This is a genomic window from Terrilactibacillus laevilacticus (genome assembly GCF_006517395.1).
Classification (GTDB): Bacteria; Bacillota; Bacilli; order Bacillales; family Sporolactobacillaceae; genus Terrilactibacillus; species Terrilactibacillus laevilacticus.
In genome coordinates, this window is record NZ_VDCY01000020.1 from 22179 (window position 1) to 44613 (window position 22435).

At 37.0% G+C, this 22435-nt stretch carries 17 protein-coding genes, 1 rRNA gene, 1 pseudogene and 1 other annotated feature; of the genes and pseudogenes, 15 read left to right on the plus strand and 4 right to left on the minus strand.

Going from position 1 to position 22435, the window contains the following annotated elements; genetic code table 11:
* Position 1: 1 nt before the first annotated feature.
* The 4 genes from FG390_RS14550 (at position 2) to FG390_RS14565 (ending at position 4282) form a co-directional block, all read left to right on the plus strand.
* Entirely contained in the window at positions 2-202 is a 201-nt protein-coding gene (locus FG390_RS14550; RefSeq protein ID WP_141191763.1) for a FeoB-associated Cys-rich membrane protein, read from the plus strand.
* Positions 203-374: 172 nt separating this feature from the next.
* Positions 375-649, plus strand: a binding site (T-box leader).
* 57 nt (positions 650-706) lie between these two features.
* Positions 707-2347: a methionine--tRNA ligase gene (gene metG, locus FG390_RS14555; RefSeq protein ID WP_141191764.1), complete on the plus strand. Its 1641-nt coding sequence runs from the start codon at positions 707-709 to the stop codon at positions 2345-2347.
* 636 nt (positions 2348-2983) lie between these two features.
* Positions 2984-3742: a threonine/serine exporter family protein gene (locus FG390_RS14560; RefSeq protein WP_141191765.1), complete on the plus strand. Its 759-nt coding sequence runs from the start codon at positions 2984-2986 to the stop codon at positions 3740-3742.
* Positions 3743-3826: 84 nt separating this feature from the next.
* Entirely contained in the window at positions 3827-4282 is a 456-nt protein-coding gene (locus FG390_RS14565) for a threonine/serine exporter family protein (protein WP_141191766.1), read from the plus strand.
* Positions 4283-4728: 446 nt separating this feature from the next.
* On the opposite strand, the gene FG390_RS14570 is transcribed toward FG390_RS14565, so the two are convergent.
* On the minus strand, positions 4729-5091 hold the full coding sequence (locus FG390_RS14570) for a GRAM domain-containing protein (protein WP_181406516.1): 363 nt from the start codon (positions 5089-5091) through the stop codon (positions 4729-4731).
* Positions 5092-5269: 178 nt separating this feature from the next.
* On the opposite strand from FG390_RS14570, the pseudogene FG390_RS14575 reads away from it, so the two are divergent.
* Positions 5270-5461 (plus strand): annotated as a pseudogene (locus FG390_RS14575) (DUF2188 domain-containing protein); the annotation flags it as partial.
* A gap of 183 nt (positions 5462-5644) precedes the next feature.
* On the opposite strand, the gene FG390_RS14580 reads toward FG390_RS14575, so the two are convergent.
* Positions 5645-7726 carry a DNA topoisomerase III gene (locus FG390_RS14580; RefSeq protein ID WP_141191769.1) on the minus strand — a complete coding sequence of 694 codons (2082 nt, stop codon included), beginning with the start codon at positions 7724-7726 and terminating at the stop codon, positions 5645-5647.
* 584 nt (positions 7727-8310) lie between these two features.
* Between FG390_RS14580 and FG390_RS14585 the strand changes: the two genes are divergently transcribed.
* From FG390_RS14585 to FG390_RS14595, 3 genes are all read left to right on the plus strand, one after another.
* Positions 8311-10068, plus strand: coding sequence for an ABC transporter transmembrane domain-containing protein (locus FG390_RS14585; RefSeq protein ID WP_141191770.1), 1758 nt, complete (start codon positions 8311-8313; stop codon positions 10066-10068).
* Positions 10069-10130: 62 nt separating this feature from the next.
* Positions 10131-11861, plus strand: coding sequence for an ABC transporter ATP-binding protein (locus tag FG390_RS14590; protein WP_246092858.1), 1731 nt, complete (start codon positions 10131-10133; stop codon positions 11859-11861).
* 134 nt (positions 11862-11995) lie between these two features.
* Positions 11996-12271, plus strand: coding sequence for a hypothetical protein (locus FG390_RS14595; protein ID WP_141191772.1), 276 nt, complete (start codon positions 11996-11998; stop codon positions 12269-12271).
* A gap of 279 nt (positions 12272-12550) precedes the next feature.
* On the opposite strand, the gene FG390_RS14600 is transcribed toward FG390_RS14595, so the two are convergent.
* A complete protein-coding gene (locus FG390_RS14600; RefSeq protein ID WP_141191773.1) occupies positions 12551-13060 on the minus strand; it encodes a spore coat protein in 510 nt (169 codons plus the stop codon).
* 189 nt (positions 13061-13249) lie between these two features.
* Between FG390_RS14600 and cypC the strand changes: the two genes are divergently transcribed.
* Positions 13250-14503: a CYP152 family fatty-acid peroxygenase CypC gene (gene cypC, locus FG390_RS14605; RefSeq protein WP_141191783.1), complete on the plus strand. Its 1254-nt coding sequence runs from the start codon at positions 13250-13252 to the stop codon at positions 14501-14503.
* Positions 14504-14526: 23 nt separating this feature from the next.
* On the opposite strand, the gene FG390_RS14610 is transcribed toward cypC, so the two are convergent.
* On the minus strand, positions 14527-15660 hold the full coding sequence (locus FG390_RS14610) for a mechanosensitive ion channel family protein (RefSeq protein ID WP_141191774.1): 1134 nt from the start codon (positions 15658-15660) through the stop codon (positions 14527-14529).
* A gap of 278 nt (positions 15661-15938) precedes the next feature.
* On the opposite strand from FG390_RS14610, the gene lpdA reads away from it, so the two are divergent.
* The 6 genes from lpdA to FG390_RS15935 all read left to right on the plus strand — a co-directional run.
* The gene (gene lpdA, locus FG390_RS14615; protein WP_141191775.1) at positions 15939-17360 is read left to right on the plus strand and encodes a dihydrolipoyl dehydrogenase; all 1422 of its coding nucleotides are present in this window, start codon (positions 15939-15941) and stop codon (positions 17358-17360) included.
* A 167-nt stretch (positions 17361-17527) separates the two neighbouring features.
* Positions 17528-18529: a thiamine pyrophosphate-dependent dehydrogenase E1 component subunit alpha gene (locus FG390_RS14620; RefSeq protein ID WP_141191776.1), complete on the plus strand. Its 1002-nt coding sequence runs from the start codon at positions 17528-17530 to the stop codon at positions 18527-18529.
* Position 18530: 1 nt separating this feature from the next.
* Positions 18531-19514: an alpha-ketoacid dehydrogenase subunit beta gene (locus FG390_RS14625; protein WP_141191777.1), complete on the plus strand. Its 984-nt coding sequence runs from the start codon at positions 18531-18533 to the stop codon at positions 19512-19514.
* 36 nt (positions 19515-19550) lie between these two features.
* On the plus strand, positions 19551-20804 hold the full coding sequence (locus tag FG390_RS14630; protein ID WP_373681556.1) for a dihydrolipoamide acetyltransferase family protein: 1254 nt from the start codon (positions 19551-19553) through the stop codon (positions 20802-20804).
* Between the two features lie 122 nt (positions 20805-20926).
* Positions 20927-21763, plus strand: a complete 837-nt coding sequence (locus FG390_RS14635; protein ID WP_141191779.1) for an alpha/beta hydrolase — start codon at positions 20927-20929, stop codon at positions 21761-21763.
* A 588-nt stretch (positions 21764-22351) separates the two neighbouring features.
* Positions 22352-22435 (plus strand): 16S ribosomal RNA (locus tag FG390_RS15935); the annotation flags it as partial.

The window sequence follows — 22435 nt, forward strand, 5'->3', positions numbered from 1 at the left end:
AATGCTATTTAGTTATATTTTCGGGATTCTTATTTTTGGTTATGCCGCCTTAACAATAACTCGGTTTATTAAAAAGAGCAGGCAGGGTCGATGTGCCGCTTGTGCCCTTCAAAAAGCGTGTGAACAAAAGCCAAACACTTGCTCAAATATCGTCCAAATACAGAAAAATGAGCCGCAATTAATTAGGAATCAACATATTTGAAGATATTTAAACGTCTGTTTTTATGGGCGTTTTTTTGGTGGGATAGCGATTGAAACTATTAAATATCCAAAATATTCATGATTTATGAACTCCATTTAAATAGATGATATAAATTAGGAGTTGCAATTTATCCTTATATAGGAATATAATATAAAGAAATTATTGGAATAAGTAAAACGCGATGAAGAGAAAAAGTAGATGCTTATTTCTTTTTTACAGAGAGCTTCGATTCGGTGAAAGAAGTAAAGAAAGAGTATTGAAAAATGGCCTCGGAGCGTCGTACCGAGCAGCATCATAGTGCCTGTTAGACTACGACAAGTATTGGTTCTTGTTATCAAAAACCACAGTATAAGAGCATTGATAAGTTGCTCCGTACTTGATGAGGCTAATGATTTAGATCATTAGTGAAAATAGGTGGTACCACGTGGGTTAACCCTCGTCCTTATTATTTTTTTAATAAGGGCGAGGGTTTTTTTATATTATTTTTTAGAAAGGATGAGGAACATGCCAATTTTAATTTCTGGGGCTTGGCCATATGCAAATGGTCCATTACATTTAGGACATATTTCAAGTTTATTACCTGGCGATATTTTAGCTCGTTATTTTAGACAGAAAGGAGAGAAAGTACTCTATGTATCTGGTAGTGATTGCAATGGGACACCGATTGCGATTCGAGCCAAACAGGAAGGGGTTGATCCTAAGATCATTGCGGACCGATACCATGCCTCTTTTAACGATTGTTTTAAACAATTAGGTTTCACATATGATTGCTATACTCGAACAGATCATTCACATCATCATCAAATCGTCCAAAATATTTTCCTTGAGTTATATAAAACTGGATACATTTATCGGAAAACAGTCGAACAACTTTATTGTGAATATGATCAACAATTTCTTCCTGATCGATATGTTGAGGGAATTTGTCCAGTTTGTGGTTCCGATGCACGCGGAGACCAATGTGATCATTGTTCCACTATTTTGGATCCAATGGATTTAATTAATCGAAAGTGTAAGCTTTGCGGCCATACACCTGTTGTTAAAAAAAATGAGCACTTGTATTTTCGATTAAGTGCCTTTCAAAAGCAACTGACCCAGTATGTTGACCACGCAGAAAAAAATAAAACGTGGCGAGAGAACGCGATTCAATTAACCAAACGTTATATTCATGAAGGTCTGCAAGATCGAGCTGTTAGTCGAGATCTTCCTATTGGAGTCAATGTTCCTATTAAGGAATTTGAAGATAAGAAAATTTATGTATGGATTGAAGCCGTTTCAGGATACTATTCGGCAAGTCAATTATGGGCAAAGCAAACAGGTAAAAGTACAGATTGCTATTGGAATGAGAATACCATCTCATATTATGTTCATGGAAAAGATAACATTCCTTTTCATACTGTGATCTGGCCCGCGATTCTATTAGGTATCCACAAACCAGCTTTACCGACACATATCGTTTCTAATGAATATGTCACTTTAGAAAAACGCAAATTATCCACTAGTAAAAATTGGGCAGTGTGGATTCCTGATATCATTAAGCGATATCATCCAGATTCGATACGTTATTTCCTTACCATCAATGCCCCTGAAAATCGTGATACTGATTTTTCATGGCGAGAATTTATATTAAGTCATAATAGCGAGCTGCTTGGTGCGTATGGAAATTTTGTTAATCGAACACTGAAATTTGTTGATAAAATATCAGATTTTAACACTATTCATTATGAACTTGAACCCACGCTTCAAGAGAAAATAAATCGTTTATATAAGAGCGTAGGAAAAAATATTGAAGAAGCGCATTTTAAGCAAGGACTAGAAGACATATTTCGATTTATTCGTGAATCAAATAAGTACTTTGATGATAAAAAACCATGGATACAACTTCAAACAGATAAGAAAGGATGTATATCCACTCTTGGAAATTGTTTATCTATCATAGCCAATTTAGCACAATTATTATCACCATTTATACCATTCTCAAGTAGAGAAGTACAAAAAATGTTAGATTTAGATAACTTTTCATGGCAACCCATACAAAAAGAAATTCTAAAGCCAAAGTTGATTAAAACACTTTTTGAAAGAATTGATCTTGTCCAAATTCAGGAAGAACTTGACAACTTATATAAACAAGAAAAAAATGAATGAACTCACCCGCAATCTGAAACTTCGGAGAATCAGGTGGAGACTTTAACTTTACCTAGAAAACAACCTCTAAAAGAAAAGTTTCAGTAGAGAATTCAAGGAAGTTAGTGAACTATCTAGATAGGGAAAATATTGAAAATGCATTGATATTATCGTTCACATTCGTTAGAATATGTAAACTGATACTTATATAAATGACTATAGAAATTGTTTGTTTCAGAAGATGAATGAGTCATGACTCGGATGACGACCTAAGAAAATCATCCAAATAATTGATCAGAAGAGTAAAATGGTTCTTTGTAGTCGTCTTTTTATATAAGAGGTTGTTCAAAAAGTCACCAAATGATAAGCTGCGAATCTCGGCGCCCGCTTGTTTTTCCGGTCCTCATGTAGCGGATACAAGAGGATCGCTGGCTAAAACCGCTCACGTCCTGTGGCTGGCGCCTGAAGCTACCACATCATGTGGAATGCCGGTCCTAAAACAGCGCCGCTCTTTTCCTTCCGACGCCCAGGACGGGCTAGTACTGGCGTTCTGGCAGGATGCCAGCGTACTTAGCCAGTAACCCTTTTCATTTGTCACCTTTTTGAACACGCACTATAAATATATTGGAGAAAATTTTATTTCTGGAGAGAGACCTTATGATCGCACAACAGTCAGAATTAAAGCAAGATGTCGCAAAAGTATGTATGCTTGCTGGGAAAATAATGTTACAAAATGGAGCGGAAACCTATCGGGTTGAAGATACGATGAATAGGATTGCTGCTAGTTACCATTATCCTGATGCAAATAGTTTTGTTACACCAACAGGGATTATTTTTTCAATTGAAGGCATTAACACGACAAGATTATATCGAATTAAAGATCGCGGGACCGATTTATACAAAGTGACCTTAGTTAATAGTCTATCCAGAGTGATCTCAGAAGGGCAGTTGTCAGTAAGTGCTGCATACGAAAAATTAAAAAATATTGAAGAAAATACAAATACCTATCCTAAATGGCTTCATGTCCTTTCAGCTTCTATCATAAGTGGTTGTTTCCTTATTATGTTTAATGGAACATGGAATGACTTTATTCCAGCCATGCTGTCAGGAGGTATCGGCTATGCAATCAACTTATATACTCATGCTATGATAAAAGTTCGCTTTCTAAGTGAGATGTTCTCGGCTTTTATCATCGCTGTTATTGCTTTTGTCATAGTCGCTATCCATTATGGTACGGGTCTTGATGTCATTATCATCTCATCTTTAATGCCGCTTGTACCAGGTGTATTAATCACAAATGCCGTACGAGACCTGATGGCAGGAGATCTGGTATCTGGCTTATCAAAGGGTGCTGAGTCTATGTTAACCGCACTTGCTATGGGTGTCGGCGTTGCCTTAGTATTTAGTATTTTTTAGTCATAAAGTGAATGGTAACATACAAACCAATGACTGAAAGAGATGAGTAAGGAATTTAGCTAATAATTTAGGGAGAGGTGAGAGATTATTTTACTATCGTTTCTTCAACAACTTGTGACAAGTCTCATCGCAACAGGTGCTTTCGGAATTTTGTTTAATATTGAGAGAAATCGATTAATTCATGGTGGTATCGTTGGTATGATTGGGTGGTTGCTCTACTATTTTTTAATAGAATATCGCGTGAATTCATTAATCGCCATTGTGGCCGCATCTCTTGTTATAGGTGTTATTAGTCATATTTTTGCAAAAAAGTTCAAGACACCTATTATTATTTTTAGTGTCTCAGGTATTATTCCACTTGTCCCAGGGGGACTTGCCTATGATGCTATGCGTCATTTTGTCGTAAATGATTATAATACCGCGATACAACTGGCGGCTCAAGCATTTTTGTTCTCGGGAGCTATTGGATTTGGACTGATACTAGCTGAAGTGTTCAATCAGTTTTTGGGGAAAACACATTTAGCGAACCGAGTTAAATAACGTGTTAGGTTCGTAGGATTTAAGTTCTTTTAGGAAAAAAGAACAAGTGTTCTCATTAATTTTAGATGATTAATATTGTGATTTTCCCAATTTTTTTTCGCCTGTGATATGTTAATATTTATATATAGAGTATTAGATTTTGTGGATTCATGTGCAGGAGTCTTACAATATCAGTAGATTTTTGGGATCTTCATTGAATGACTCAAATTTAACAATGCTCTCTACCCCCATATTTAATTATTTACTCATCCTAATATTGTTAAAATAACAAAGATAAGTTATATCCGTCAGTTCAAGCAACTGACGAATCGATATTTCTTGTACCTTTTGACAATATGATGGATGGGTACTTTTTTGTTTTCTTTAAAATAACTACCAAGAAAAATGAACAGAAAAAACTAATGTTAGTGACAGGAGAAGACCTCCTGTCACATTTTATGATGGGATTAATCGATTATATGAATGTGGTTTTTAAAATTCGTGATCATAGAGTCTAGTGGAGTAGTAGAAAAAAATTCGAAGTAATGTTTTTCGCCTTGTGATGAAACAATAAGCTCGTGTGTGGTTGTTTCCGGTTTAATTTTTAACATACCGAATTCAACATTTTCATAATCGATAAACTGATAATAGGGGGTAATGAGGGATGAGAAAAAAATAATACGTTGATTTGTTAAAAATAAACTTCCATGATAGGGAATATTGTGATTAACAAGATGCATGTGATATGAAGAGGATAATCTTGCTTCAATAGTTTCATTTTCTCTAAGTTTCAAACTTTCAAATTCAAACTCATTTCTTGCTATTGACATAATTTCAACTCCCATTTACTTAACCATACTATTATTATACTAAAGAAATAGAAAAAACATCAAAATTATTTTAGATTGGTACAAAAACAACAAATATCAACTCCAGTTATGAATACTAAAGTTTAAGAAACGATTAATTAGGGAAATCACTTATAAATTGTTTTAGGAGGGTCAACAAATGCCTTGGACGATGAATAATTACCCTAATTCATTTAAAAATTTTGATACCCCCGTTCGAAAAAAAGCAATTGAAATTGCCAATGCCATGCTAGATGAGGGTTATGAAGAGGAAAGAGCGATTCCAATAGCGACCAGCCAAGCGAAAAAATGGTATCGACGAGCGAATGATGATGAAGTGAAACAATATATGAAGGAATGAAACTGAATTGAATACGAATTAAAGCCACAAGTATTATTAAAATGTACCCTTTGTAAGGACATTTAACATAATAATGGATACTTGTGGCTTTTTCTTATACTATTAGAAAGTATAAAAATTTGTGCAACTTGACCTCTGTCTGCGCCTTATAGCACCGTAATCGGCAAGTTTTCTTTATTTTTTCTCCTCTAAAGCTTGTTTTAAAGCATCAGCGAGACTATTACCAACGGTGCTATTGTTTTTCTGACTGTATTTGTTTAACAATTGTCGTTCTTCACGTTTAGAGACTTTCTTTTTCTTTTCGTCTGCTTTTTGAACCACATTACACGGTTTGCATTGAAAATAGGCACCTGCTTTACCTTGATGAAATTCCATTTTTTTATGGCAATGTGGACACCGCCGATTAGATAATTTCGGGCCTTTATGTTTTCTGTGTCCACATTCATGATTAGAACATACAAGGATCTTACCATTTCTTACTTTAATTTCTTTCATGAGTGAACCACATTCGGGACATTTTGAACCAGTTAAATTGTGTAATTTATACGATTGATCACTATGTTTAATATCTTGGATAAGTTGTTTTGTTTGATTGACAATGTCTTTTAAGAAAATATCTGGATTTTCTTTTCCTTTGGCAATGTTTTCTAGTTTCCTCTCCCATTCCGCTGTCAAATCAGGTGATTTTAATGATGGATGCACGAGGTCGATCAATTGTTTTCCTTTTGGTGTCACAATCAATCGGTCATTTGTTCTTTCAATGGTCTCTTGAGAGAGTAATCTTTCGATAATTTCAGCACGTGTTGCAGGCGTACCCAGATGATATTTCTCCATTTTGGATAAAAGATCAGCTTCTGAAAATCGAAGAGGGGGTTCGGTCATTTTTCTTTCTGAATAGACCTCTTGAATAGAAAGCGTTTTTCCGACTCGCCACTGATCAAGTGGTAGAGACGAATCCTCGACTCTTGTCTTTTCTAATTTTTTAAAGCCATCCTCAATAATCTGCTTTTCTTTGAGCTGAAATTGTTCTCCAGCAATCTCTAAATGAACCTGTATCATCTCATATTTAAAAGAAGGATAGAAAAGACATAAAAAGCGTAAGGCGATCAACCGATACAGTTTTTGTTCGTCTGAATCTAAATCACTGAAATATACCGGTTGTTCTGTCGGAATGATCGCGTGGTGATCCGTTACCTTTGCATCATTAAAAACAGATTTGGCTACGACATTTCCTTTGTTTTTTAAAACCGGTTGAACTTCTTGTTGGAATGCACTTGAAACGGCTTTTAAACGATCCAACATCGTTTGTTTCATATCCTGCGATAAGTACCGTGAATCGGTTCGTGGATAAGTGACAAGCTTATGTCGTTCGTATAAGTTTTGTAACACGTTCGATGTCTTTTTAGCAGAAAATCCGAATCGTCGATTGGCATCCCTTTGTAATTCAGTTAAATCATAAGGTAGAGGCTGGCGTTCTGTTTTTGCTTTTCGTGTTATATCCTTAATAACAGCTCGTTGATCTTTTGTTTTCGCAAGAATGTCTTTAACTTCTTGTTCTTGATAAAGATTCTTTTTATAAGTTGCCTTAATCCCTCCAATGGTAGCGAAAATAGTCCAATAGGGTTCCGGTTTGAACGCTTTAATTAATTTTTCACGTTCGTAGTTTAGAAATAAGGTTGGTGTTTGAACACGTCCTGCAGATAAGGAATCATGATACTTTGTTGTCAAAGCTCTAGAGACATTTAATCCGATGAGCCAGTCTGCTTTTGCTCGGCAAACGGCAGATTGATAGAGATCGTGATAATTTTTTGATGGTTTTAAATGACGAAAACCATCGCGAATGGCACGGTCTGTTTGCGATGAGATCCAAAGCCGCTGAATGGGTTTCTTCCATTTTATTTTTTCAAGAATCCATCTTGCTACAAGTTCTCCTTCTCGCCCTGCATCTGTGGCTATAATGAAGTCTTTAATATCCGAACGTTTAGCTAATTGCTGAATGGCTTGAAATTGATGTCTCGTATTTTTTATAGGTTTAATGCCCATGTGTTTTGGAATAATGGGTAAGTCTTCCATTTTCCATGTTTTATACCCGCTATCATAGTCTTCTGGCATTTTTAATTCCATTAGGTGACCAAGAGCCCAAGTGACAATATAACGATCACCTTCTATATAGTGTTTATTTTTTCTATTTGATCCAAGAACCCGTGCAATTTCCCGGGCTACACTTGGTTTTTCTGCTAAAACAAGTGATTTCATAACAATCTCCTTTCGTTACGTCCTATTATACCGAAAAAAGGAAGTAAAAAAAGTTTTTAACTCAAAGTGGTCATGTATAAGACTAAAAGAGGTTGTTCAAAAAGTCACCAAATGATAAGCTACGAATCTCGGCGCCCACTTGTTTTTCCGGTCCTCATGTAGTAAAAACCTACATTCTGGTCCTCAAAACAGCGCCGCTCTTAGCCTTCCGACGCCCAGGACGGGCAAGTAACTGGCGTTTCTTGCAGGATTCTAGCGTACTTAGCCAGTAACCCTTTTCATTTGCCGCCTTTTTGAACACGCACTAAAAGAAAAAAATTCATATTTTTTCAAAATGAACTTTACTAATTTTAGAAATATTTGTATACTTATATTGTGCTAAAAAATCGAAGGAGGTGTGTATCATGATTAAAGTTTTTTTAATCTTTACCAAAGAGCATATAAACAAGTTATATGATACACATCTCCTACAGCTGGTCGAATAAACAGATATTAGTCTGTATAAACGTGAATTGGACTTATTTGCCATGGGAGGTTGCTCCCATGGTTTTTTTGCGTTTTCAGGTAACAAAGGGGGAGTTATTTTGCGAATTTTTTTGGATTTGTGGTGGTTTTTTAAGAAAGAAAAATGGCGGTATATTGGAGGGATTATCACTTTATGCATGTCTAGTTTACTCGCCATGATTCCACCTTATCTCATCGGTGTCATTGTTGATGATATAAGAACGAGAACACTAACACCTAGTCAGCTGATCAAATGGTTACTTTTTCTCGCGGTGATTGGTGTCATGTATTATATTGTTAGTTTTATATGGCGTCAGTTTATATTTGGAGCATCGCTTAGATTATCAAAATTAATGAGAGATCGTCTCTATGCTCATTTTACAAAATTGTCACCTGATTTCTATCATAAAAATAGAATTGGAGATTTAATGGCACATGCAACAAATGATGTATCAGCGGTTGAGGATGCAGCTGGAGATGGCGTTTTTACGTTAGTTGATTCGCTAGTGATGGGCGCTCTGGTCATTATCTCCATGGCATCTTTAATTAGTTGGAAATTGACGATTATTGCTCTTATCCCAATGCCGATTATTGGAATTATGACTAATTACTATGGCTCCTTGCTACATAAACGATTTCATAAGGCTCAGGAAGCTTTTTCAAATTTAAATGATAAGGTTCAAGAAAGTATTTCTGGCACCCGTGTCATTAAAGCATTTGGACAACAAAAGGCTCAAAAGGACATTTTTCAAATAGAATCAGATGATGTCGTAAAGAAAAACCTTGCAGTAGCGAAGGTGGATGCGTTGTTTGATCCGACAATTACGTTTGTTGTTGTCATTTGTTATTTTCTTGCTCTCGTGTTTGGTTCTATGTTTGTGGTTCAGGGTTCTATGACTATAGGGGGTTTAACAAGTTTCACACTGTATTTAGGACAATTAGTTTGGCCTATGCTGGCCTTTGGTTTTCTTTTTAATATTGTGGAACGAGGAAGTGCGTCTTATGATCGTATTCGTAAACTCCTAGCGATTCAACCAGACATTGTCGACCAGGCGGGTGCATCAAAAAACATTCCTTCGGGTGAGGTTACATACAATATTCATCAATTCGTATATCAAGAAAGTGAGTCACCTGCTCTTAAAGATATCCGATTTACGATAAAACAAGGTCAAACGTTAGGTATCGTAGGGAAAACAGGTAGTGGAAAAACAACCCTTCTGAAGGCGATGATTCGGGAATTCGATTGTCTTGATGGTGAAATCACAATTGGAGGGACGTCCATTTATGATATGACGTTATCAGCTCTTCGCGGGGCAATCGGTTATGTTCCGCAGGATCATTTCTTATTCTCGGCTACTATTGGAGAAAACATCGCTTTTGCTAAACCCGATGCCTCAAGAGAAGAAATTGAACATGCCGCTAAACTGGCTCATGTTCATGAAGATATTATGCGCTTTGAAGAAGGTTATGCAACTTTAGTTGGCGAGCGTGGTGTCACTTTGTCTGGAGGTCAAAAACAGAGAATATCGATTGCACGGGCACTCATTATTGATCCAGAAATTCTCATTCTCGATGATTCATTATCGGCTGTCGATGCTCAGACAGAGGAAACTATACTAACTAATCTTAAAGAGAATCGTAAGAATAAAACGACTTTCATTTCTGCTCACCGGTTAAGCGCTATAGAGCATGCAGATTTAATTGTTGTACTCGAAGACGGAAAAATTGTTGAACGAGGGACACATGAGGAACTTATGAAAGATAATGGATGGTATGCGGAGATGTATCAAAATCAGCAACTAGAATCTCTTGTAGAGGAAGGGGGAAAAATCTCTTGAGTACGCCATATACAAAAGAAAATTTATCAAAGAAGAGGGTTGTTTTAAGATTAGCTAGCTATATGAAACCACATAAAAAAGCCCTCATGTATGCTTTTATTATGCTTTGTATCGCGACAGCAGCTGATGTACTTGGCCCTATTTTAATGAAAATCTATATCGATAATTATTTAACGCCACGTAACTTTTCTTGGCAACCCTTAACCGTTCTTGCTGTTTCATTTATTTTGGCTTATATGATATCTGTCGTATTAAACTATTTTCAACTTATTTCATTTCAAGTGATCGCTCTTAAGATCATCCAAAAGCTAAGAATGGATGTTTTTGGGAAAGTTCAGGAGCTTGGTTTGAAATTTTTCGATCAAACACCTGGTGGAAGTATTGTTTCTAGGATAACTAATGATACGGAAGGGATAAAGGATTTGTATGTGAGTGTTCTATCGACCTTTATCCAAAGTACCATATCATTAATTGGAATCTTTGTTGGGATGTTTATCTTAGATGTGAGATTAGCTACTTTTTGTTTGCTTCTTATGCCTTTAATTTTTTTACTCATGCAAACATATCGACATTTTAGTGCTAAAGTTTTTCGGGTTACACGGGAGAAAGTGAGCCAAATGAATGCTAAACTAAGCGAATCGCTTCAAGGAATGAACATGATTCAAGCGATGCGTCAACAAAAACGGTTAAAAAAAGAATTCGGTGCCATTAGTTCTCAGTATTTAGTTTCTCAAATGAAGAATATTCGTTTAATCAGTTTCTTAGTTCGTCCGGCTGTATACTCTTTTTACTTAATCACCATCATGATTATGCTCAGTTTCTTCGGAATTCAATCTTTTGAGAGTGTAGTAAAAATTGGTGTGCTTTATGCATTCGTCAATTATTTGGACCGTTTTTTTGATCCGATAAACTCAGTCATGTTTCAGCTCACACGATTTCAACAAGCGGTGGTTTCTGCGGAAAGGGTATTCGGCTTATTAGATGATAAACGAATGGCTCCTGTAAAAGAAGGCACGAGTGATCCGAAAATTACTGAGGGTCTTGTTGAATTTCGCCATGTTACCTTCTCCTATGATGGTAAGAAGGATGTTTTGAAAAATATATCATTTGAAGCGAAACCCGGTGAAACGGTCGCATTGGTAGGTCATACAGGGAGTGGAAAAAGCTCTATCATTAATTTATTAATGCGTTTTTATTCCATTGAACATGGCGAGATTTATATTGATGGGGAGCCGTTAAAAACTTTTTTCGATCAGGAATTACGAGAAAAATGTGGTCTTGTTTTGCAGGATTCTTTTCTTTTCGCCAGTGATGTGATGGAAAACATTAGACTAGGTAAAAAAAGTATAACAGAAGAACAAGTAATGGAAGCAGCTAAATTTGTTCAAGCTGATCAATTCATCGAAAAACTTCCAGGAAAATATCATGAACCTATTGGGGAACGAGGAGCTACGTTTTCCAGTGGTCAGAGACAACTCCTATCATTTGCAAGAACGATGGCGATTGACCCGAAAATTCTCGTTCTTGATGAAGCGACAGCCAGTGTCGATACGGAGACGGAAGAAGCGATCCAAGAAGCCTTGCAAAAAATGCGTAAAGGGAGAACGACCATCGCCATTGCTCACCGTCTGTCTACTATACAAGATGCAGATCAGATTCTTGTCCTACATCAAGGCGAAATCGTGGAACGTGGAACACATCAAGAGTTATTAAAACAAGAAGGTTTGTATCACAAAATGTATCAACTTCAATTAGGTGATGTGAAAAATCAGTCTGGGTCGGTTGTAAGTTAATTATAAAACTTGAGTTATGTATGTATATTTATACATAATTCGGTTTAATTCCTATAATATTTATTCTGCCTTACGAAAGATTAAATAAGATCATTAATAAGTAAAATCTTGCTATTAAGGTGGATGATGAAAAAATGAAAAAAATACTTTCAATTAAAATACCTATTCATTTCTTTACATTTAAAAGAAGTGTGTCATTATTTGATGTAATGAAAAAAAGTAAAAGTCAACTTTATATGTTAAATAATGGAATATACGAGAAAATGACGAAACGTTCAAAGCTTATTTCCTTCTTATTAAATACAAAGGATGAAGACGTCCTAATCGTTATTGAAGGGGAAGATGCATCAAATATACAGCATCATCTCCAAAAATGGTTAAAACCGGTGTCTCATATTTCGTTTGGTTAAATCTTAGTAGTGAATATGAAAGTAAAAAGCCCCTTCTGTGTGTACTGTACCCTAAAAATTAGAGTAAAAATCTACTTTTGAGGGTCACCTCAGTGACACACACAGGAGAGGGCCTTTTTGTTTGCTTACACTTATACATGTAAAATCATTTTTAATAGTGCGTGTTCATAAAGGTGACAAATGAAAAGGGTCTCTGGCTAAGTACGCTGGTATGCTGCTAGAACGAGAGTAACTAGCCCGTCCTAGGCGTCGGAAGGCTAAGAGCGGCGCAGTTCACCTCTAATAAGGAAAAGAGAGTGCTTTTTTAGCAAGATTCATATCATTTTGAAGTAACCGATTTAAATCGTAGGAAGGATAGAAGCCTCTTTGATACATATAATTAAATACTTTGGCATGTGTTTCGATCGCTCCGAGTAACTGGCGCCTTAGAACATTTCTTAAAGATGGCGTTGCCGTTTCTGTAATGGCAATGGCATAATTCCGTACAGAGGTTTTTGCAAAAGCTAGCAAATCTCCTGAATAAAAAGCCAAATCGTCTGGAAGGGCTCTCTCATCACGTTGCGGGCGGGGTGCCATGGGATAAAAACGAAGAAGTTCGTTAATATTTTTGCTAATACTTTCTATGGTTTGTTTATATAAGCTTTTTAGCACTGGATCTCTTACGTCTGAATATGTTTTCTTTAATTTCATCAGACCAACTGATTGAAAAGCTACTAATTCATGTATTTCCATTGTCTCATGCCATCCTAGATGTTGTTGTCTTTCATCTGATTCTGTATCTGTATACATCTCTTTTCCTCCCGATTGTTAAAATAGTCATAATACATTATTCAAGCGAAAAAATGTGGGACTTTGTCTTATTAAATTTGGGCACGATGTTCAGTTACCAAAAATGAGAATAGCCGTTATATTTTTGGCGCTTTCTAAACATATTAAAGAAGATGTTAGATAGAGGTAAAGGGGCGTATTGAGATGACAATGAATGAGCAAGTTCCAAAGGACAAAACTTTGGATAATACAGTTGCATTAATGCGTGAAGGTTATCTATTTATTAGAAATCGGATTGAAGAATATCAATCTGATATATTTGAAACACATGTCCTGGGACAAAAGGTCACTTGTATGGGCGGGAGTGAAGCCGCTAAGCTTTTTTACGATAATGATAAATTCCAAAGACAGGGAGCCGTGTTAAAAAGAATACAAAAAACATTATTTGGATTGAATGCAATCCAAACGATCGATGGTCGTGCACATCAACATCGAAAACAATTATTTTTGTCATTGATGACACCTCTCCATCAAAAACGCTTAGCGGAACTTGTCATGAAACAGTGGATCGAATCGACGAAAAAGTGGGTGAATCTAGATAAGATCGTTCTCTTTGAAGAAGCCAAAAAGACGCTCTGCCGTGTTGCCTGTCATTGGGCTGGAATTAATCTTCACGAATCAGAAGTAAAGGAAAGAGCCGATGACTTTATGTCCATGGTTTATTCTTTTGGTGCAGTGGGACCGCAGCATTGGAAAGGTAGAATGGCGAGAAATCGGGCTGAAAATTGGATACAGTCTATGATAGAAGATGTGCGAAAAGGAACTCAGAAGGCAGAGAAAGGCACTGCACTTTATGCCATGGCGACGTATCAAGATGCGGAAGGAAATGAGTTTGATCCCCATATGGCAGCCATCGAATTGATTAATGTGATCCGGCCCATTGTTGCTATTTCAACTTTCATTACGTTTACAGCTTTAGCGTTAAAAGATCATCCCGAGTATAAAGAAAGCTTGAAATCAGGTAACCCTTATGATCTTGACATGTTCATACAGGAAGTGAGGCGATATTACCCTTTCACTCCTTTTTTGGGTGCGAAAGTAAAAAAAGATTTTATTTGGAAGGACGTTACCTTCAAAGAAGGGATGTTAGTCTTTCTTGATATATATGGAACAAATCATGATCCAAGATTATGGGATAACCCAAATGAGTTTCATCCAGAACGATTCAAAAATAGGGATGTAGGGTCATTTGATTTTATTCCCCAAGGCGGGGGAGATCCATCCACTGGTCATCGTTGCCCTGGAGAAGGTATTACCATAGAAGTTATGAAAGCAAGTCTTGATTTTCTCGTCAACAAAATAGAGTTTGAAATTCCTGCTCAGGATCTAAGTTTTAGCCTAGTAAAAGTACCGACCTTGCCAGAAAGCGGTTTTGTTATGCAAAATATTTCTTTAAATGCGTGAACGTTATAAAAAAATCAGACCGATCATCGTGATCGTGTCTGATTTCTTTTTTGTTCACCTGTCTGATTTTCCAAAGGATCTTCTATCTTAAGTGGATCACCATTATTCATGATTCGTTGCAAAGGAATGCTAAGTTTTACATTTTCCGATTCTAGAATATCAAGAATGGCTATATTACAGGCTTCTCGTATTCGTGAAGCTTCATTTGCATCAGTCGTTAATGAAAAGAATGTGATGTTTAGTTTAAAGCCATGTGTGATGAATTCGGTAAAATATACGGCATTACTGGCTTTATCAAGGTCGTCTCGATGATCTAGCATATCTCTAATAAGATCAATAACCCTCGTCACTTTTTCAAGAGGTGTATCAATCGCAATCAAAACATCAAATTGATTTCGTTTTTTTTCCATTCTCGATGTATTAATGATAGCTTGGGAAGCAAGTGTTGAATTTGGTACAGTAACCAATGCTTGTTCTGGCGTACGTATTTTAGTTGATCTAAAGTTGATGTCTTCAACCGTCCCTACGATGGTTCCTGATTGAATCGAATCTCCTAAAGTAAAAGGACTCTCAGTGATTATGACGAGTCCACCAAAAAAGTTACTCAAGGTGTCTTTTGCAGCTAATGCCACCGCTAATCCACCTATTCCGAGTCCCGTAATGAGTCCGCCAAGCTGATACCCCCAAAGTCCCAAGATAGCAGCAGCAGTTAGAACGATCACGAGAAATTTAATGATTTTAGCGAAGAAAGGAATCACAATTTCATTAAATTTTAAATCGAGTCGATTACCCACTTCTCCAAATACATAGCTTAGCATATTTGAGAAAACATAAAATCCCCATCCAATACAAAAAATAATGGAGGATCTAAATAGAAGTGAAAAGAAGTGTTTCCACTCTCTAGGTAATGGTAAATACATTAGAGCAAAATAGAGCCCAGTTACAGTCAAGAAAAATTCGATCGGCCTTTGGAAAGATACGATAAGCGTTCGATCGACTTTATGATTCATTTGTCCAATAATTTTTGTTAATAGCTTAAAGAAATACTTTGAAAATAGTTTTCTTAGTATAAAAAATAGCACAAAAATAATAAGTGCGATCGCTCCATCGTAAAACGTGATATTTTTTACCCACTCAAACGCTTTAATAATCGTCATTGAATCACCCCGGATAATAGGATATATTTTTTGATACCCAACATCTTATCATGTTTAACCTTTCCCTGCATAACTAAACAATAGACATCATTGAAATCTATGTAGAGATTATTTGTAAGTTAATTAAAAATAAGCTAAAATGGATAAGAAGTTTAACATGAGATCATGAAATTTTAACATAAATTTGGTTTTCGAGTCTAAGACGTAAATACATACACGAATAACATACTATGTTATAGTATTAACATTCTCAGTTGAGATAGGAGTGTTCTATTTTTATGACCAAAAATTATGACCTGGTCCTATTAGGAGGCGGTACTGGTGGGTATGTTGCTGCTATCCGTGCAAGCCAATTAGGTTTAAAAACAGCCATTGTAGAAACTGAGCAACTTGGTGGAACTTGCTTACACCGAGGCTGTATTCCAACGAAAGCGTTATTACGAAGCGCTGAAGTGTTCGCAACCATCAAAAATAGTGAAAAATATGGGATGCTGGGACATGAAAGCGTCACATTTGATATTAAAAAAGTTTTTGAAAGAAAGAATAAAATTGTAGATAAATTGCATCAAGGTGTCAAAAGTTTAATTAAAAAGGGAAAAATTGATTTCTACAATGGCTATGGACGAATTTTAGGCCCGTCAATCTTTTCTCCAATAGCAGGTGCAATATCTGTTGAATACACCGATGAACGGGATAATGACATTCTTATTCCAAAAAATGTTATTATCGCAACTGGATCAAGACCAAAATCTTTACCAGGTCTTGTCCCTGACGGAGAGAATGTCCTTACATCTGACGACGCTGTTAATCTTAAAAGTTGCCCAAACCGCATCATTATTGTTGGCGGCGGCGTCATTGGAGTCGAATGGGCTTCGCTATTCTCGGATTTTGGATCTGAAGTAACTATATTAGAATATGCAGATTGCCTTGTTCCAACAGAAGATCGCGACATTTCGAAGGAACTTCGGCGTCAATTAAAGAAAAAAGGTGTACAGATTGTTACATCTGCAAAAGTAAAATCCGACACTTTAAATGTAAGTGATGGTGTTTCTATAGATGCGGAAGTTAATCATCAAGATGTCACTTACCAGGCAGATAAAATTCTTCTATCAGTTGGTCGCTCGCCAAATACCGAGGATATCGGGTTAAGTAATACATCTATTGAGCTTGATCATGGTTATATCCAAACCAACCAACATTATCAAACAAAAGAGAGCCATATTTATGCGATTGGTGATGTTATCGGCGGACTCCAACTCGCTCATGTTGCCTCCCATGAAGGTATAAAGGCTGCCCAGCATATAGCAGGTTTAGAGGTTGATAAATTAGATGATTTACTTGTACCAAAATGTATTTATACACGTCCAGAGATTGCATCAATCGGTTTTACTGAGGATGATGCAAAAAGTCAATTCAACATTAAAATTGGAAAAATTCCTTTTGCAGCGATCGGTAAAGCCCTGGTCTACGGGGAATCCGACGGTTTTGTGAAAGTCATTGCAGATAAAGAGACAGATGATATTTTAGGTGTCCATATGATTGGGCCTCATGTCACGGACTTGATTTCGGAAGCGGCACTTGCAAAAGTTTTAGATGCCTCGCCGTGGGAAATATCTGAAACGATTCATCCACATCCAACACTCTCAGAGGTTTTCGGTGAGGCAGGACTTGCTGTTGATGGGAAAGCCATTCACTTCTAAGGAAGACATAATTCAAAAAACACGATCTGTCTTTCTAGTTTATGAAGAGATAAGGATTGAGGAAAGCCAAGGCTTTGAAATAGGAAATGATCCTTTAGCATTTATACCTCATTTCGCTTCTGATGAGATAACCTTTTAATGACATACTTTATGGGAGGTTCGATATTATGGTAACACGACATCAAAAACTAGGTTTAGATGACACGGCGGTATTAAAAATGTATGAAACGATGCTATTAGCACGACGAATCGATGAACGGATGTGGCTTTTAAATCGGTCTGGTAAAATTCCATTTGTTGTTTCATGTCAAGGACAAGAAGCTGCACAAGTTGGAGCGGCTTTTGCCTTAGATAGAGAAAAAGATTACGTAGGGGCTTATTATCGAGATTTGGCATTGGTTTTAGCATTCGGTATGACCTCGAGAGAAGTCATGCTCAATGTTTTTGCTAAATCAGAGGATCCAAATTCTGGTGGAAGGCAAATGCCGGGTCATTACGGTCAGAAAAAAAATCGGATCTTAACGCATTCTTCGCCGGTAACCACACAGGTAGCTCATGCAGTTGGTATTACTCTTGGTGCTAGAATGAAAGGCGATTCAGCGATTAGTCTTGTGACTTTTGGCGAAGGCAGTTCAAACCAAGGAGACTTTCACGAGGCAGCGAATTTCGCGGGAGTTCAAAAGCTTCCTGTCATCTTTTTTTGCGAAAATAATAAATATGCGATTTCTGTTCCGACATCTAAGCAGCTTGCCTGTGAAAAGGTATCTGATCGAGCTATCGGTTATGGCATGTACGGTAAAACGGTCGATGGCAATGATCCGCTTAGTGTCTATGAGGCAGTTAAATACGCGGCTGACCGAGGACGAAAAGGAGAAGGACCTTCGTTAATTGAAGCAGTCTGTTATCGTTTAACTCCACATTCTAGTGATGACGACGATATGACTTATCGGACAAAAGATGAAGTATCTGAAGCTAAGAAAAAGGATGGGGTTTTGACTTTCGCTGCTTACTTACGCGAGGTAAATGTCCTTACCGAAGATATTGAAGCCGCTTTAGAAGAAAAAATAAAACATCTTGTTGATGATGCAACAGATTATGCTGATGCAGCACCATTTGCAGAGCCAGAATCTAGTCTTAAATATGTTTACGATGAAAAAGGAGAGATATAATATGGCTGTTATGTCTTATATCGATGCTATTAACCTTGCTCTTCACGAAGAAATGGAACGAGACGAGAATGTTTTTGTATTAGGAGAAGATGTTGGAGTAAGAGGCGGAGTATTTCTTGCAACAAAAGGATTATTTGATAAATTCGGTGAAAATCGTGTGATCGATACCCCTCTAGCCGAATCAGCTATTGTTGGTGTTGGTATTGGGGCGGCGATGTATGGAACGCGACCGGTAGCTGAAATTCAATTTGTAGACTTTATTTTACCTGCTGTAAATCAAATTGTATCGGAAGCAGCGAAGACACGCTATCGTTCCAATAATGATTGGTCGGTTCCAATGACGATACGGGCGCCATATGGCGGAGGCGTTCACGGAGCCCTTTACCATTCTCAATCATTAGAAGGACTCTTTTCTGGAACGCCAGGTCTTAAAATCGTTATGCCTTCAACCCCATATGATGCTAAAGGTTTATTAAAAGCAGCGATCCGCGATAACGATCCAGTGCTTTTCTTAGAACATAAACGGGCTTACCGGTTAATCAAAGGAGAAGTCCCAGAAGAAGACTATACGATACCTATTGACAAGGCAGAAGTGAAGCGTCAAGGTGAGGACGTTACAGTCATAACATATGGCTTAGCTGTTCATTTTGCCTTAGAAGCAGCTAATAACCTTGAAAAAGAAGGAATCTCCACCCATATTCTCGATTTAAGAACCGTATATCCTTTGGATCAACAAGCGATTATTGATGCCGCTAGTAAAACAGGGAAAGTTCTACTCGTAACAGAAGATAATAAAGAAGGTAGTGTGATCGGTGAAGTGGCGGCTATCATCGGGGAACATTGCTTATTTGAACTTGACGCTCCAATAGCTCGATTGGCAGGTCCTGATGTTCCTTCTATGCCTTATGCACCACCAATGGAGAAATTCTTCATGATTAACCCTGATAAAATAGAAAAAGCGATTCGTGAGCTTGCGGAATACTAGAAAGAGGTGATTTATGTGAGTGAACAGCAAATTACGATGCCTCAACTTGGGGAAAGTGTCACAGAGGGGACAATAAGCAAATGGCTCGTTAATATTGGTGATAAAATCAAAAAATATGACCCCATTGCAGAAGTGATGACAGATAAAGTGAACACAGAAATACCATCCTCTTTTTCTGGAAAAATAAAGAATATAGCAGCAAGTGAAGGAGACACCTTGTCTGTAGGAGCACTCATGTGTACGTTAGAGTTGGATTCACCAACTGATTCGATTATATCCACCCAATCTAAATCAATGAAAACGAATATCGTGATTGAACATCAAATAAATCATGATCATACACAAGGTTCAATGAGGAAACGATACTCACCTGCCGTTCTCAAACTATCACAAGAACATGATATTGACTTATCTCGTGTAAATGGTTCTGGGAAAGGCGGAAGAATTACGCGGAAAGATATATTAAATTTTATTGAAAAAAGACAAGAACAACCTGCTTCTTTCAAGAATGATTCCCTATTAGAACAATCTAATACTCAAACATTGAGTGAGAAAACTCAAATTAAAAATGAGGATCAAGCGGTAAATCCAGGAGATCATGTCATTCCTATTTCAGGGGTACGCAAGGCCATCGCACATAATATGTTAAGAAGTAAGCATGAAATCCCACATGCTTGGACTATGATTGAAGTGGATGTAACCAATTTGGTCAACTATCGTAACACTTTAAAAAACGAGTTTAAGAAAAAAGAAGGGTATAATCTCACGTACTTACCATTCTTCATCAAAGCCGTTGTGGAATCACTAAAGGAATTTCCTCGAATGAATGCGACATGGGCAGGAGATAACATCATTGAAAAGAAAGATATCAATATATCACTAGCTGTTGCTGCGGAAGATGCTTTATACGTTCCGGTTATTCAACATGCGGATGAGAAAAGTATTAAAGGCATTGCTAGAGAGGTGGTAGGCTTAGCCAATAAGGTGAGAGAAAATAAGCTAACCAATCAAGATATGCAAGGCGGTACATTTACGATTAATAATACAGGATCATTTGGTTCGATCCAATCCCAACCGATTATTAACTATCCTCAAGCTGCGATTCTTTCTGTTGAATCGATTGTAAAACGACCGGTTGTTAAAGATAATATGATTGGTATTCGTGATATGGTTAATCTTTGTCTTTCAATTGATCACCGTGTTCTTGATGGACTCGTGGCAGGACGTTTTCTCGCCAGAGTGAAGGAACGGTTAGAAAATATTAAGGCTGAAAATACACCCATCTATTAGGAAGAAAGATATGTCGTAGTCATGTTTGGCGACATATCTTTTTTTCTTATTTTTTAGGTCTCATCAAAGTAACGCCGAAACTAGTATAATAGAAGAAAAAGTAGATGAAGGGAGAAAAGGAAATGAGGACATTAAAAATGGCATTAGATAATAATCATAAGATCTTAACCTGCTATCTATTAGAGAATTCAAATGAGTTTAAAGTCAATGAAAGACGGCCTGCTGTCATTATCTGTCCCGGTGGAGGCTACGACTTCACATCAGACCGTGAGGCGGAACCTATTGCCATGCGTTTTGCGGCAGAAGGCTATCATACCTTTGTTTTGCGATACACTTGCATCAGTGACAAAACTCCGCTTTTTCCACAACCACTTATTGAACTGGCAAAAACCGTCCATCTTCTTTATAAAAATGCGGATGATTGGTTAATTGATAAGGAAAAAATTACTCTATGTGGTTTCTCCGCTGGAGGTCATCTTGTTGCGACTTACGGAACAAAGTGGCATGAAGATTGGCTATCCGAAAAAGTATCTCTTCCATCTGAAGAAAGAAAACCAAGCGCTCTTCTTTTATGTTATCCAGTGATAAATTTAACAAGTGGATGGCCAGGCGATGAAATAAAAAATAAAAAGTATTCTCAACTACTTGGTGAGGAAATAAAATTGGAACAAAAATTAGAGGAATTTGATGCAAGCAAACATGTATCAGTACATACCCCACCAACCTTTATTTGGCATACATCAAATGATCGAGTCGTCCCAGTATCGAATTCACTACAATTTATATCTTCGTTAGATAAAAGTCATATCCCATTTGAAAGTCATATTTTTGAAAATGGCGTACATGGTCTTTCTTTAGCTAATGAGGTGACAGCTAGGGATGATCGGCATATCAATGATGCTGTCAAAGAATGGATTCCATTGGCTCTGACGTGGTTGAAACAAATGAGGCTTAATTAGTAAGGTAAGCGTTCGTTATAAACATAAAACTTGTAGTTTATTTTATTTAAAAAATATATTGACTCGCATAAAAGAACATGGTATATTATTAAACGTCGCTAAATTAAACAATTAAAAACACATAAAAAAGATATTGACATGATTGTTTAATAGACTTATAATGTAAAAGTCGCTGTTACGAAACAGCGATTAGAAATAAAAAACTTATTGACAATAACTTTTAATCTTGATACAATATAAAGGTTGCTGAAATGAGTAGCAAAAAAACTTATTGACAACAACTTTTGTATGTGATAAAATATAAAAGTTACTGTTGAAAAATACTAGATTAAGAGATTGTTCTTTGAAAACTAAACAAAAGCCAAGCGTAATATCAAACGGGTAACACCGATTGATTTCTTTGAAAAAAGAGCGATGGATCAAACGAAACGAGTTAATGATTTGTTCATTATAAATGAACTATGACAGGTTAAGAATCTTCGACTAAAGACGCAACGTCCTGTTGCAACATCGAAGCTCGTACCTGTTATAAGGAAGTCGGTTAAAGACGTCACGTCCTGTGACAACACCGACATTTGCACATCCTGTACTTCGGAGAGTTTGATCCTGGCTCAGGACGAACGCTGGCGGCGTGCCTAATACATGCAAGTCGAGCGCAGGAAGCAAAACAAT